The sequence below is a fragment of the Pediococcus ethanolidurans genome, assembly GCF_964062635.1.
Classification (GTDB): domain Bacteria; phylum Bacillota; class Bacilli; order Lactobacillales; family Lactobacillaceae; genus Pediococcus; species Pediococcus ethanolidurans.
Genome location: NZ_OZ061250.1, coordinates 2133796 through 2147515, shown reverse-complemented (window position 1 = coordinate 2147515; position 13720 = coordinate 2133796). Strand labels below are relative to the sequence as shown.

Below are 13720 nucleotides of genomic sequence, written 5' to 3'. Positions count from 1 at the left end.
AACTAAAAATAAATCTACGCTCAAATTGAGAGGTAGATTTATTTTTGTTGGTTCTTTTTATACCAGTGAAAACCAAATACAATAATAAAAATGAGCGGTCCCAAAAGGCTATAAACCAAGTGAATCACAATGCTGTATAGAAAACTATCAGAATCATTTTCTGCAGAATCGATGGTATCGCTCATATTATAGGTATTAACGGCACCCCATTTATCCTTTTGATGATTGCGCATGTGATCATTTAGGCGGTATTTAGCACCGCGTTGTTGAATAGAAGAATTTGGACCGACCAATAGTTTAGAAAAATGCATTAAATAAAATTGGCAAAGCCAAGAAACAAGCAACCAGATAATGAACCAATTAATGGTAAAGTGGTATTCGAAATTGTTGTCGGCGCTAAAAAAATAGATGAGCAGGGCAGCATAGATAGTTTGTGTGATCATGCGAGCAATGTAACGAAAGGCTTTCATATCAACACCTCCATAATCGATCAATTTCTGTTAAAAGAAGCATAGCGCAACCCAATGGAAAAATCATTAGAAAGTCAAAACTTTGCTTCGAGTTAAAATGTTTGATCTTCGTTCTATCAATGGTTAAACTAACAAAGCATTATTACCGGAGTAAATTTAACGAATTAGGAGAAAACATATTATGGCAAAAACATGGATGATTACAGGAACTTCAAGTGGTTTTGGTAAAGAACTTGCTACAATTGTTGCTCAAGCTGTGGATACTAACTTGGTGGCAACTGCTCGAAAAATGACTGATTTAGACTACCTTGACGCTTATGACCATGGACAAATTCAAAAAGTGTTGGTGGACGTTGTTAATGAATCTCAAATTAAACAGGCAGCAAAACAGGCTCTTGATCGTTTTGGCAATGTGGATGTATTAGTGAACAATGCCGGTATCGGCTATTTTTCAACAATCGAAGAAAGTGACATGGAACAAGTGCGTCACATGTTTGAAGTGAACTTTTTTGGTTTAGTGAATATGACGACAGCTTTATTACCTAATTTTCGAAAACAAAAGAGTGGCACAATTGTAAATATTTCTTCTGCCTTGGCGTTAACAACATTACCTACAATGGGTTATTACAGTGCTTCTAAGTATGCTGTTGAAGGTTATTCAGATACGTTACGACAAGAGGTTGCTGATCTGGGTATCAAAGTTTTCACGGTTGAACCCAGTGGAGCACGTACAAATTGGGCCGGCAGCTCTTCTAAAAAAGTTGTCCCAAGTATTGCAGATTATGCGAAATTTAAAGACTCGGTCGAAACTACCGATCAATCCGTTACGGATGCACCTGGTGATCCAGCAATCATTGCCAAAATTATTTTTGATCAGGTGAATGCAGGCCAAAACTTACCAAAACATTTACCACTTGGTGAATTTGCTTATGAGGGTGGCTTAAGTAATCTAAGTGAATTAATAGAAGAAATAAAATCACGTCAAGAGCTTTCATTGTCATCAGATCAGAAATAAAAGCAGTTTTCTAATTTGGAAAAAAGTATTTTTAATACAATCGAGAACAAATGTTGGTTTTTTTATTTAAAATCGTTATACTTACTAATAGTAAATAAGAAAAGAGGTATTTTTTATGTCAACAACAGTTGGATTAATTGTAGGAAGTTTGCGTAAGGGTTCATATACAAAGGCAGTTGCGGAACAAGCCGCTGCATTATTGCCAGATGGTTATACTGTAAAAAAAATTAATATTGGTGATTTAGATCTTTACAATCAAGATTTAGATGATGAAAATCGGGTGCCTGAAAGCTGGAGAAAATTCCGTGAAGACATGCAAAGTGTTGATGCTGTAATTTTTGCCACACCAGAATATAACCGTTCAGTTCCTGGAGTTTTAAAGAACGCTATTGATGTTGGTTCACGTCCTTATGGTGCCAGTGTGTGGGACAAGAAACCTGCTATCATTTTGAGTGTTTCACCTGGTGCAATTAGTGGTTTCGGTGCCAATCATCATTTACGTCAATCATTGGTATTCTTGAACATGCCGGTCGTTCAACAACCAGAAGTATATTTAGGCAATGTCACCAATATCTTAGACGATAATTTAAAGATTACCAACAAGGGAACCATCGGCTTCTTACAAAGTGCAATGGACACGTTTGTTGACTTAATTAACCGATTTAAAGACTAAAATTAAATTTTTAAAGATTGAAAAACAGCTATCAATGCCACTTTATTGGATTTGATAGCTGTTTTTTTGAGGTTTTGGTGATTTTGTTGAGATACGATACTTTGAGTGTTGTGGATCACTCAAACTTGTTTGAACGAGATGGTTATTTTTCTAATACTAAACGGCGCAGTTCACTCGCTTTATCGATAAAGTAGCGTGGTCTTGCAAACATACATAAATGACCAGTTCCCGGAACAATGATCATCTTTTTTCTGGGTGCTTTTATATGGTTAAAATAAATTTTTGTTGCTTGTGTTGGCGTTATCGGGTCATGTTCGCCTTGAAAAATGTAAAATGGTAAATTTGTTTCAGTCAAAAGTCGATTGTAATCAAACGTATCCAGTTCTGTGTGCAGACTATTATATGAAGCAATCATCCCTTTAGCAAAAGCAATATAATCTTGTGGCCCATAACTTGGGCATTGCAATAAGTTCGGAATAAACAGATTAGTTACCATATTATCAACATTTGTTTTTTGAAGCGCGGAAAAAATATTAAATGTTTCGATTTGTTTTGCAGACCAAGTATTTGCATTAAATGGATATTTCTGTAACCAGTTTTGTTTTAAAAAGCGATGACTAGTTTCAAACATTAATTGATTAAATGCATACTGATGTGAAGATCTGGTCATTTGTTCGGTTCCGATATATGCAGTGTAGAGTGATTCAGCCTGTTGCACCATCAAATTAGCAGTGATGCTTCCAATTGAACTTCCTAGTAAAATAATTGGTGCTTTCGGTAGAAGTTGTTTAATTTTTTTGGAAAGTTCGATGCCATCGTTGACCAAAATTTGTAAACTTTTCGGAACAACGGGCTGTTTGCGATAGGTTTTGCCGGCACCACGCTGATCCCAATGGACAACTGTGAACTTTTGTGAAAAGAGTTGCGTTGCTCGGGTAAAAACAGAATAGGTAGATGCCGGACCACCATGAATGATGAGCAACACTGGATTGGTCGTTGCTTGACCAACGATGCTTACCCATTGTTGAATACCATTGAGCGTTAAATAACCTTGAAAATGAACACCAGGATTTGAAAAAACTGTCAAAATTGAAAACACCTCGATTTGATTAATTGTCTTGTTTAACATCAGCTTAAGGAGTTAGTGGCAACTTTGCAACTGAAATGAATACGGTTACTAAAAAAATCTTATCATTCTGATTGACAATAACTATTCAAATCTATATAGTTAGCTACCGTTCTATGAAAAGATAGGTTTTTAATGTAAAAACTAAAGGTTGAAAGCACAAAAACGCATCTCATTGTCTGATACAAAAGTGTCCATGGTAACAAAATTAGATTTAAATGCCGTCTTCCAGCAAAACCGGGCTGGAACGTAGTGGGCACGACTTAGAGCCGAAGTACACGTCTCTAAGCTCGGCCTTTATCTAAGCGAAACCCGCTAAGATAAATGTCACTACTGAGCCCATTTGCTTCCAGACTAAGTCTAATCTTTGCAATCTATACAGCGATATAAAGTTTGTTATAGCAGCGTTACTGAGCATCATTGAAGCATCAAACATTCTTAGTCCGGAGGCGATTGGTCTCAGGGGTGAAATTATCCTTAGTAATTTATTACTTAGGATAAGGCCGAGTTTGAAGACAAGTGTTCCTCTTGGCTTCAAATCGTGCCCACCCCGTTCCAGACCATGTGAGCCGCAGGACGGCAGTTAAACTATTTTTTTGAGTCTAAGTCGTTTAACAGCAGTTATTGAAGTGATTTTGATACTTTCAACCTTTAGGTAAAAACATGGTATTAATGTAATCTAATTTCTTATTGCTATTGAACGATAGCAAAATTATCATTAATAAACGAATAGGAGCGATTAACTTTGGCATTTCTTGAGCTTCACGACATTCATAAGTCGTATTATTTAGGTAAAGAAGAGTTCCCAGTATTAAATGGCATTAATTTGAATTTTGAACTTGGCGAATTTGTTTCCATCCTCGGTGAATCTGGTGGTGGGAAATCCACATTGATGAATATCATCGGTGGACTAGATCGTAACTTTGAAGGTCAGGTTATTTTTAACGACCAAAAGTTAGATCATAAAAAAGAAAAGCAACTTGATAACTATCGACGAGGAACAATTGGTTATATTTATCAGTCCTATAATCTGATTAGTCATCTTAACATTGTGGATAATGTTTTGGTTTCTTTAAATATGACTACTTTAAGCGGTAGTGAACGAAAAAAACGTGCAATTGATTTATTGAAGCAAGTCGGTTTGGGTGAACACTTAAAGAAACATCCTAACCAACTTTCCGGTGGTCAAAAACAACGGGTGGCAATTGCACGTGCTTTGGCAAGTGATCCGCAAATTATCATTGCCGATGAGCCAACCGGAGCTTTGGATTCTAAAAATACAGCGGAAGTTCTGGAAATTTTGAGTGGGATTGCGGCACAAGGAAAACTTGTTATTGCGGTTACCCATTCAGAAGAAGTAGCAGATCACGGAACCCGAATTGTTCATTTAGTTGACGGAAAAATTGATGGTGATACCCGTATCAAAGAGGCGTATCCAGTTGTTGACGAAAAACCGGCATTTAAGCCTAAAGTACTTTCAGCTGCGGCAAGTTACCGAAATGCATTTCAACATTTGTCATTCAACTTTTGGCGCAATTCTTTAATTATGTTAGGAACGGCAATTGGTTTGTTCGCGGTATTACTGTTTAGTGGACTTGGTAATGGAGTTAGTGCTTACATTCAAAATCAGATTACCTCAATGGTTAATCCACAATCGGTGACGGTTTTGAAAAATCCTAGCGGTAAGAAGTCAAGTATGACGAAGTTACAGCAGTCAATTAGTCAGTATGCAAGTAATCCAGAAAAGCTGCTGATTAAGGATTCACAGGTTAAAAAACTAAAGAACATAAAAAATGTTGATGAAGTGGAACCTGGATACCAGTTTAGTACCTTTACATTGGCATATAATAAGAAAACTCAAAATGGATCAGGGTTTCAAACATGGACGAAGGCTTATGCAAGCGATACGGTAAAAACTGGGCACAAACCTGGTAAGAATGAAATCGTGATCGATAAATCACAGGCAATTGCACTGACTAGTGATAAAACTTATAAAAAACTTTTGGGTAAGACGATCAAGCTGAGTTTACCTTGGATCGACGCTCATAATAATCCAGTGCAAGTGACTGCTAAACTGAAAGTGGTTGGTTTTGCAAACGGCGGGCAGTCTGGATCGATTACTGGTACTAATTATGCAACGATGAAGAATATATTGGAAAAGGCAAAAGCAACAACAGAGGCAAACTTTGTGTCTGTAAACGCAAGTAATTCTGATGTGGTCAAAAAAGTTGCCAAACAAGTTAATAACATTAAGGAAAATGGCAAGTATGTACTGGGGGCAATAACGGTTGGCGATATTCTTGATACGGTTAATCAATATGTTTCAGTTGCGTCAATTATCTTAGCTTCCATCGCTGGTATTTCATTAATTGTTTCTGCGTTGATGATTATTGTGACGATGTACATGTCTGTTTCGGAACGAACCAAAGAAATTGGTATCTTGCGGGCATTGGGTGAACGTAGAAAAGATATTCGACGATTGTTTACGGCCGAATCTGTCTTTATTGGCTTGTTCTCAGCTGCCTTATCATTGATTTTGGCATACGGAGCTAGCATCTTGCTTAATCAAGTATTGTACAAGATCGTCAAGTTTAATATGGTTCAAATTACATGGGGAAATGTGTTGTTCACCGTCATCATTGCGATTGTCATTTCGTTTATAGTGGCACTTCTTCCTGCACGAAGAGCTTCCCGTTTGAACCCAATTGATGCATTATCAGCAGATTAAAATAGACAAATTTAAGGAGATTTAATATGACATATCTACAACTTAATTTAAAAAATGCAAAAGGACCAAAGGCAACAATTCAAACTAATCAAGGTGATGTGCTAGTTCAACTTTTTCCAGAACAAGCACCAAAAGCTGTTGAAAACTTTGTAACTTTGGCACAGCAAGGTTACTATGATGGCATTATTTTTCATCGTGTGATTCCTGATTTCATGATTCAAGGTGGCGACCCAACTGGAACAGGTGCAGGTGGTCAAAGTATTTTTGGTCATGAATTTGAAGATGAATTTTCAAATGAAGTCTTTAATATGAAGGGTGCGCTATCCATGGCTAATGCTGGTCCCAATACTAACGGCAGTCAGTTCTTTATTGTTTCCAATGAACACGTTTCGGCTGATATGCTTGATAGTATGGCACAAGCAGGTTATCCAAGTGAGGTCGTTGAGGCTTATAAACAGGGAGGAACTCCTTGGCTTGATCATCGACATACAGTTTTTGGCCAAGTGGTGACAGGTATGGACGTTGTTGAGAATATCAGCAATGTTGCGCGGGATGCACAAGATAAGCCCAACGAAGATGTGACAATTAAAACAATTTCGATTGACGGACAATAAATTTATGATTAAACGCGATATTTGCAGGTTTTCTGTTCATCGCGTTTTTTTATAAATGAAATTTGTTTTTTACTGAAAGTGATCAATCTGTTGAAAAATGAAGAAATATACTATAAGTTGTGTTTATTATAGATATATAACTGATATAATGAAATTCATTAGCGATGCAGTGGGGAGTGTCAAGAAGTTTGTGTAAATGAAAATCCCTTCTCCTGGCAAAATAAAGTATTAATCGAAAAGTGATTCTAACGTGTCTTTGACTTGACCAAATCCGCGATGGCTACGATTGAAGTACTTTTCGTTATAGCTTATGACTTGAACTCCAATGAAATTGTCTAAAGATTTTTCGTTTGGAAATTGTTCCTTTGGTTTGGTCTTGCGTTTGATTCTTTTGTTCAGTGATTCTAAGATATTGGTTGAATAAATTGTTGGTCGAATGGCCGGGGGAAAACTCAGGAAAGCTAATAGTTCATTTTCAATGGATTTAAGTTGCTGGATCAGATTGGAATACGATTTCCCCCATGCACCATAAAAATCATTTAAGATCTTGTGTTCTGCAGTTACATCGGTCGCTGAATGCAACTCTTTGAAGTCATTTAAGATCGCCTCACGATCTTTTAAACGCACATGCGAACCAATATTGCGCATAACATGTACTAGGCATCTTTGAAATTTAGCTTTCGGGAAAGCGTGCAATAATGCTGGCTGCAGACCAACCATTCCATCTGCAATGATCAACTGGACTTGTTCTAATCCACGTTTTTTAAGATCTTCTGCTATTTCTGACCAAACTCCTGCATTTTCACTTGGAGCGATTCGATAATCAAGAACTTCTTTGATGCCGACAGATGTAATACCTAAAGCAATATAGACCGCTTCTCTTTGAACTGAATCGCGGCGCAAAGGTAAGTAAGTTGCATCTAAGAAAAGACAAACATAGTTTGCCTTAATAGTTCGTTGATGAAAAGCTTCAATCTGTTTTGTTACCTGAGCAGTGATATTAGAAACAGTAGTAGGTGAATAATAAGAGCCATACATTTTTTCAATCAAATCTGCAATTTCACGAGTCGTAACGCCCTTGGAATAAAGCTGAATGATTGTTGTTTCTAAAGCGTCCTGACGACGAGAATAGGCAGGAAGCAGGTGGTTATGAAAATGGCCTTTACGGTCACGCGGCACAGCAATTTTCAACTTACCATATTCAGAGTCAATTAAACGATAATACTGGCCATTACGAGAATTGCCAGTATTAAAGCCACTGCGGTCATAAGGATCATAACCAAGTAAGGCAGTTAGTTCAGCTTGCAAGATGTGATTAATAGCCGTTTCGAGTTGTTGACGAAAAAGTTCTTTAACATCGCCATTTGACAATAGAGTTTTGGTTAGATTTTTGGTAAACTGATCCATGGGGAATCCCTCCGTTTTGGTTTGATTTGGATGATTTAATCATACGGGGAAGGGATTCCCTTTTCAACAGGACTTTTATTCATTTACACAAACTATTTTATACTCTCATGCAGTGGAGGTAGTATGAAATGAATTATAAGTTAATTGCCTGGGGATTAGGTTTTTTAATTATCATAGTTCTAGTTGTGTTCTATTTTGCGTACTCAAAATATGCGCTTCAAAAGGCTGGAAGAAACGCAATTAATGGATTAACGCGTGTGATTAAACGAACCCGATTAGTTCTAATAATTCTGATCATAGCGTTAGCTGGTGATTTAGGTTACGGACATTTTTCCAATCAAAATAGTACCATTCATTTAAATCTAATTTCGCGAACAGGCAGATTATTTAGTTCTGTAAAGAATAAATCCTTTGATAAATCTGCAGAAAATTCTTCTTCTAGTGAAACTGCAAAAAAAGCTCGAGAAAGTTCTAAATTTGCTTTCTCAAAAAAGAAAGCAAAAGAAATGACTGGAGCAAAGGCAGTTGCGATTGTTAAAAACTACTACGCGAAACAAGGAACCGAATCAGATGTTGAACAGTATAAGTTTATTAAGTCAAAAATAAGTACGGTTTCGCAAAAGAAAGTTTACGAAGTAGGGGCGTATAAAACTGAGAATGGAAAGCTTGTTTAGGTACATGATTTTGAGGTGAATGCCAAAGGAAAATTTGATTTATTGTACTAGAATATTACATATTAAGTAAAAAAAGGGCATGTTAAAAAGAGACTCTGTTATTAAATGTTTATCATTTAAGGGTAATTCCGTCGCTGTTCCTAGTATCTTAGGTGCCATGGGTGCATTGTTTGGTTTAGCTGGCGTTCGTCGCAAACGTGAATTCTAAATTAAAATTATCCTAATTCAAAAAAGTCGATCAAATTGATCGGCTTTTTTTGTGTCTAAAATGTTATAGTAAAAAAGTAAGTTAATAATAAGAATAAAGCAAAAATGGGGCTATCTTATGAAAAAAACGTTGTACTTAATGCGACACGGTGAAACAGTTTTTAATGTTCGTAAAAAAATTCAAGGATGGTGTGATTCACCTTTGACTTCTAAAGGTATCTGGCAAGCTCAAGAGGCGAGTAAGTACTATGATACTGTTCAATTAGACCATGCTTATTGTTCGACGTCAGAGAGAAGCTCAGACACACTAGAAATTGTGACACATCACAAAATGGATTACACACGGTTAAAAAATTTACGCGAAATGAATTTTGGTGAATTTGAAGCTCAAGATGAAACTTTAAATCCAAAATCTCGCAAGGATTACAATACTTTTTTCGTTCCCTATGGTGGTGAATCCGTGACTCAAGTTAAGAACCGAATGGTGGCAACTTTAACTAAAATCATGCAAAAGCCTGATCATCAAAATGTGCTAGCTGTTTCACACGCAGGTGCCTGTGTGAATTTTCTACAAGCTTGGGAAGATCCAGAAAAAGTATTAAATCAACGTTTTACTAACTGCGGAATTTTGAAATTCTCCTTTGATGAGGAAAAGTTTACTTTAGAAGAAGTTATTCAAAGCACAAAATAATTTTGTGAAAATGCGTATTTAGTTTTTAGGACTGTAATGACGTTCAGGTAATTTATTGCTGATTCGCTGTCCTAAAGAGCGATCTCGAAGTTCCTGATAGTCTTTCAGGAGATCTTGTTTATCTTTATTTAAAGAAGCTACCTGTTGCTGCAAAGCAAGGTATTGTTGTGGATCTAAATTTTTATTTTGCAGTTCTAGTTTTTTGGCTTCTAAATCTGCATTAGTTTGATCGTATTCTTTGGTAGAACGAGTAATTTTTTTAGAAAGTTCAGTCTCTTGACGAGTTAAAACTTCGAAACGAGCATATAAGTTATTGATGATTTGAGTATTTTTAATAATTTCTGCTTCTAAAGATTCCTTTTGTTTGGATAATTCCTCAATTTTTTTTGAAGTTTTTGCTTCAGACATAGGATGCAGCCTCTTTTCAAAAGTTTGTTTAAGTATTCATATCATAACGCTTTGCTGAGTTTCCGTCACGTTATGCACGAAAAATTGACAAAATTAGTAAGCTGGAATTTCATTTTACCGAGATTTCCGTTAAGATGGATAAGTAGATCTTAGAGAAAGAATGGCAAAGTATGACACCAGAAACAATTTTAAAAGAAAAATTTGGTTATGATTCGTTTCACGACGGACAAAAACAAGTAATCGACGACATTCTAAACGACCAAAATGTGCTGGCAATCATGCCCACTGGTGGTGGAAAGTCGCTTTGTTATCAAATCCCAGCGATGTTATTTGATGGCTTAACTTTAGTGATTTCTCCGTTGATTGCGCTAATGAAGGATCAGGTCGATGCCTTAAATGAAAATGGAATTCCGGCTACTTTCATTAATAGTAGTTTAGATAATATGGAGATGAATCAACGGTTTAAATTGGCGGCTGATGGGCAAGTCAAATTGCTGTATATTGCGCCAGAACGATTGGATTCCAGTTATTTTCTGGCACAACTGCAAGAACTTGACATCGCATTAGTGGCGGTCGATGAAGCTCATTGTATTTCGCAGTGGGGTCATGACTTTCGGCCGAGTTATTTACGCTTAACTGACACGCTTGCACAATTACCAACACATCCAGTGACGGTTGCGTTAACGGCTACGGCAACACCCAAAGTGGCTGAAGACATCAAACATCGCCTGCATATTGAAGCAGATCATGAAGTGAAAACGGACTTTGCGCGCGACAATCTTTCTTTTCAGGTTATTAAAGATCAAAATAGTGATCAATTTTTATTAGATTACCTGCATGCCAATAAAACGGAGCCCGGAATCATTTATGCAAGTACCCGTAAAGAAGTTGAACGACTAACTAAGCTTTTAAAGAAACGTAAAGTTAGTGTCACTAAGTATCATGGGGGCATGACGGAAAATGATCGTCGTCAAAATCAAGAGGATTTTTTGTACGACCGAAAACGGGTGATGGTTGCTACCAATGCCTTTGGGATGGGAATTGATAAAAGCAACGTTCGCTTTGTCATCCATGCGCAGGTACCGGGAAGTTTGGAAGCTTATTACCAAGAAGCGGGACGAGCTGGGCGTGACGGTTTACCTAGTGATGTGATTTTGCTGTTTAAGTTGCATGACGTTCAAATTCAACACTTTTTCATTGATCAATCTGAAATGGACGAACCTAATAAACGGCGAGAATATCAAAAATTACAGGATATGACGCAATATGCAAACACCCAACAGTGTCTGCAACAATATATCTTAAATTATTTTGGCGAAGATGGTCCTGTCTGTGACAAGTGTAGCAACTGTTTGGATGAACGTGATTCGCAAGATATTACGGTAGAGGCTCAAAAGGTTCTATCATGTGTCAAACGCATGCATGAAAATTTTGGTAAAGTACTTATTGCTCAGGTATTAGCGGGATCTAGAAATCAACGCATCAAGCAATTTCATTTTGATCAACTTAGTACGTATGGGTTATTAAAAAACAAGGCACAAAAACAGCTGACCGAATTAATTGATTTTCTTTCAGCTTCAGGCTATCTTCAAGCTTCTAACGGACAGTATCCAGTCTTATCACTTTCAGCAGCTGGCGTCAGAGTTTTACAAGGTAAGGAACAGGTTTTTCGAAAAATGGCTGTACCAGTGAAAACGAATATTCTGGAAGACAGTGAGTTGTTCACCAAGTTACGCATGCTACGCCGTTCTTTGGCAGAAGCACAAGGTGTCCCGCCATTTGTTATTTTCTCCGACAAAACACTTCGTGCGATGTGTGAGTTGATGCCGCAAACACTTAGTGAAATGGCCGAGGTTAAAGGTGTCGGAAATCAAAAATTAGAAAAATATGGTCGTCAATTTATTGAAGTACTTAAAAGTGACAGTGATGTGCTTGAAAAAGCTGCAGAAAAATAGATAAAAAATCTAGGTGTGGTTCTTAATAAGAACTCAACCTAGATTTTTTATTAGTTTTCAAGATTCAATTTAACACCGCCAGAGTGGGTGTGGCCTGTAACTTGATAATGAGGGTGCTCGCCTACATGACCAATCTGATAGGCACTACCACTATGCTCAAGAACGGCCGTGCCATTTACCTTTGCTCTGCCACTTTTGGTATCCAGTTCAAAATTAAAAGGTACGGTAGTTGGTAAAGCCAATTGAACAGACCCACTGTGTGTATCAGCGGCGACATCGCCAGTTAAATGATCAAAATTAAGTCGTACTGAACCACTACTGGTATGGAATTTACCGGAGCCTTTTCCGTGCATTAAACGTACTGAGCCGCTACTACTCTTCAAATTCATCGAACTTGTGACAGACTCAAGCGCAACTGAACCACTATGGGAAAAGGCAACTAAATTAGTTGCTTGAATGTCTTTGCCATGGATTGATCCTGAAAAAGCTTCCAGGTTAAATTGAGAAATTTTGACCTGTTCTGCGTTGGCACTCCCAGAATGCGAAACGACATTCAGCTTTAACTGCTCATTGTGTAAATCTTGCACCTGAATTCGGACATCACGAGTATCAGCTTTTAATGAGTGCGCATAATTTGTAGGAATCAGAATTTTTACTTTAACGTTGATATGCCAGAGTAGGGGACGGTCGCCTTGACGAATGGTCAATTCATGCTCAGAAGCACTGTTTTGTAAGTAGTAACGGTCATTGTTGCGACTCATATATTCGTTCACAATTAATTGATCACCATCAGTTTGGCGAATGGTGAGTGAGGCATCCCGATAAATGACATTAATATGCGTGAGATCTTGAATCGGAAATGCTTGAGAATTTACAAGTGACAAGGATTCCATATACATTTTTGAAGGGGTTTTACCATTAATTTTAACGTCACCGTCTGTTACTTTGATAAAGCCATTGCCGATATCGACATTATCACCATCAACTTTAAGCAGCTTACCAATTTCAACCTTGTCGCCATCAACGAACGTTTGATTACCTAAGCAAACTTTGCCATTTTCAATATCTAGGTTGCCAATGTGCACACTGTTTTTCTTCTGGTTAGTTTTATCTTCACTTTCGGTGTCTTGGCTTTGTTCGTTATTAATTTCTTGAATAAGTTCATCGAGATTGCCTAGACGATCAAATGCGCTTTGAATCGCCTGATCTTCTGACATACCATCAGTTAAATTGTCATTGGTAGCTTCAGTAAGATCGGAAACCAATTCCTCTTTTAGTTCGGTTAACTCAGTAGAGGGTGAGTACGTCATAAATAATTGATCTAACTTTGTGCGAATTTTTGTTTCAATGTTTGTCATAAGCGATACTTCCTTTAATTAGTTTTTCAATAATTTTTCTTGAAAAATCCCATTGTTGAACATTTTCTGCCAATAGTTGTTGACCAGTTTCCGTGATCCGGTAGTATTTACGCCGTGCACCTTGCGTTTCATCACCCCAATAACTTTCAATATCTTGGTGTTTTTCAAGACGACGAAACACGGTGTAAAGAGTAGCTTCGTTAATTTCATACGCATCGTTACTCAGATATTTAACCTGTTTGGCAATTTGGTAACCATAACTGTCTTGTTGATTCAAAAGGTTAAGGATAATTGTATCGGTGTTGCCCCGAATTAAATCCTTAGAAATTTGCATGAATTCTAGGCCTCCTTAAAGTTGATTTTTTTGATTGTTTAAAATGTATCACATATTACT

At 37.2% G+C, this 13720-nt stretch carries 14 protein-coding genes; 8 read left to right on the top strand and 6 right to left on the bottom strand.

Annotation, left to right across the window (positions count from 1 at the left end):
- Positions 1-38: 38 nt before the first annotated feature.
- Positions 39-470, bottom strand: coding sequence for a hypothetical protein (locus tag AB3219_RS10725; protein WP_216753477.1), 432 nt, complete (start codon positions 468-470; stop codon positions 39-41).
- Positions 471-651: 181 nt separating this feature from the next.
- Here AB3219_RS10725 and AB3219_RS10720 point away from each other — a divergent pair, with 181 nt between their 5' ends.
- Both AB3219_RS10720 and AB3219_RS10715 read left to right on the top strand, forming a co-directional pair.
- Positions 652-1485, top strand: a complete 834-nt coding sequence (locus tag AB3219_RS10720) for an SDR family NAD(P)-dependent oxidoreductase (RefSeq protein ID WP_260365751.1) — start codon at positions 652-654, stop codon at positions 1483-1485.
- Positions 1486-1600: 115 nt separating this feature from the next.
- Positions 1601-2158: an NADPH-dependent FMN reductase gene (locus tag AB3219_RS10715; RefSeq protein WP_057805040.1), complete on the top strand. Its 558-nt coding sequence runs from the start codon at positions 1601-1603 to the stop codon at positions 2156-2158.
- A 142-nt stretch (positions 2159-2300) separates the two neighbouring features.
- On the opposite strand, the gene AB3219_RS10710 is transcribed toward AB3219_RS10715, so the two are convergent.
- Entirely contained in the window at positions 2301-3287 is a 987-nt protein-coding gene (locus AB3219_RS10710; RefSeq protein ID WP_367369443.1) for an alpha/beta fold hydrolase, read from the bottom strand.
- A gap of 742 nt (positions 3288-4029) precedes the next feature.
- Here AB3219_RS10710 and AB3219_RS10705 point away from each other — a divergent pair.
- A complete protein-coding gene (locus AB3219_RS10705) occupies positions 4030-6012 on the top strand; it encodes an ABC transporter ATP-binding protein/permease (RefSeq protein ID WP_216753480.1) in 1983 nt (660 codons plus the stop codon).
- 26 nt (positions 6013-6038) lie between these two features.
- Positions 6039-6626, top strand: a complete 588-nt coding sequence (locus AB3219_RS10700; RefSeq protein ID WP_216762946.1) for a peptidylprolyl isomerase — start codon at positions 6039-6041, stop codon at positions 6624-6626.
- Positions 6627-6854: 228 nt separating this feature from the next.
- On the opposite strand, the gene AB3219_RS10695 is transcribed toward AB3219_RS10700, so the two are convergent.
- Complete coding sequence (locus AB3219_RS10695; RefSeq protein WP_263795021.1) at positions 6855-8033, bottom strand: IS256 family transposase; 1179 nt, start codon at positions 8031-8033, stop codon at positions 6855-6857.
- Positions 8034-8161: 128 nt separating this feature from the next.
- On the opposite strand from AB3219_RS10695, the gene AB3219_RS10690 reads away from it, so the two are divergent.
- From AB3219_RS10690 to AB3219_RS10680, 3 genes are all read left to right on the top strand, one after another.
- Entirely contained in the window at positions 8162-8707 is a 546-nt protein-coding gene (locus tag AB3219_RS10690; RefSeq protein WP_216763191.1) for a hypothetical protein, read from the top strand.
- A gap of 79 nt (positions 8708-8786) precedes the next feature.
- Positions 8787-8915 (top strand): PEP-CTERM sorting domain-containing protein, encoded by a 129-nt coding sequence (locus AB3219_RS10685; protein WP_216753483.1) that lies wholly within the window; start codon positions 8787-8789, stop codon positions 8913-8915.
- Between the two features lie 117 nt (positions 8916-9032).
- Positions 9033-9605, top strand: a complete 573-nt coding sequence (locus AB3219_RS10680) for a histidine phosphatase family protein (RefSeq protein WP_216753484.1) — start codon at positions 9033-9035, stop codon at positions 9603-9605.
- Positions 9606-9623: 18 nt separating this feature from the next.
- Here AB3219_RS10680 and AB3219_RS10675 read toward each other — a convergent pair whose 3' ends face one another.
- Positions 9624-10013 (bottom strand): hypothetical protein, encoded by a 390-nt coding sequence (locus tag AB3219_RS10675; RefSeq protein WP_216753485.1) that lies wholly within the window; start codon positions 10011-10013, stop codon positions 9624-9626.
- Between the two features lie 170 nt (positions 10014-10183).
- Here AB3219_RS10675 and recQ point away from each other — a divergent pair, with 170 nt between their 5' ends.
- On the top strand, positions 10184-11968 hold the full coding sequence (recQ, locus tag AB3219_RS10670) for a DNA helicase RecQ (protein ID WP_216763190.1): 1785 nt from the start codon (positions 10184-10186) through the stop codon (positions 11966-11968).
- Between the two features lie 50 nt (positions 11969-12018).
- On the opposite strand, the gene AB3219_RS10665 is transcribed toward recQ, so the two are convergent.
- The gene (locus AB3219_RS10665; protein ID WP_367369442.1) at positions 12019-13326 is read right to left on the bottom strand and encodes a DUF4097 family beta strand repeat-containing protein; all 1308 of its coding nucleotides are present in this window, start codon (positions 13324-13326) and stop codon (positions 12019-12021) included.
- The gene (locus tag AB3219_RS10660; RefSeq protein ID WP_216753488.1) at positions 13313-13660 is read right to left on the bottom strand and encodes a PadR family transcriptional regulator; all 348 of its coding nucleotides are present in this window, start codon (positions 13658-13660) and stop codon (positions 13313-13315) included. The genes AB3219_RS10665 and AB3219_RS10660 overlap by 14 nt, the downstream gene beginning before the upstream one ends.
- Positions 13661-13720 lie beyond the last annotated feature (60 nt).

Coding starts and splice junctions, on each gene's coding strand:
- AB3219_RS10715 (WP_057805040.1), top strand. CDS start 1,601: ATGTCAACAACAGTTGGATTAATTGTAGGAAGTTTGCGTAAGGGTTCA.
- AB3219_RS10690 (WP_216763191.1), top strand. CDS start 8,162: ATGAATTATAAGTTAATTGCCTGGGGATTAGGTTTTTTAATTATCATA.
- AB3219_RS10700 (WP_216762946.1), top strand. CDS start 6,039: ATGACATATCTACAACTTAATTTAAAAAATGCAAAAGGACCAAAGGCA.
- AB3219_RS10665 (WP_367369442.1), bottom strand. CDS start 13,326: ATGACAAACATTGAAACAAAAATTCGCACAAAGTTAGATCAATTATTT.
- AB3219_RS10710 (WP_367369443.1), bottom strand. CDS start 3,287: ATGTTAAACAAGACAATTAATCAAATCGAGGTGTTTTCAATTTTGACA.
- AB3219_RS10720 (WP_260365751.1), top strand. CDS start 652: ATGGCAAAAACATGGATGATTACAGGAACTTCAAGTGGTTTTGGTAAA.
- AB3219_RS10725 (WP_216753477.1), bottom strand. CDS start 470: ATGAAAGCCTTTCGTTACATTGCTCGCATGATCACACAAACTATCTAT.
- recQ (WP_216763190.1), top strand. CDS start 10,184: ATGACACCAGAAACAATTTTAAAAGAAAAATTTGGTTATGATTCGTTT.
- AB3219_RS10680 (WP_216753484.1), top strand. CDS start 9,033: ATGAAAAAAACGTTGTACTTAATGCGACACGGTGAAACAGTTTTTAAT.
- AB3219_RS10695 (WP_263795021.1), bottom strand. CDS start 8,033: ATGGATCAGTTTACCAAAAATCTAACCAAAACTCTATTGTCAAATGGC.
- AB3219_RS10675 (WP_216753485.1), bottom strand. CDS start 10,013: ATGTCTGAAGCAAAAACTTCAAAAAAAATTGAGGAATTATCCAAACAA.
- AB3219_RS10660 (WP_216753488.1), bottom strand. CDS start 13,660: ATGCAAATTTCTAAGGATTTAATTCGGGGCAACACCGATACAATTATC.
- AB3219_RS10685 (WP_216753483.1), top strand. CDS start 8,787: ATGTTAAAAAGAGACTCTGTTATTAAATGTTTATCATTTAAGGGTAAT.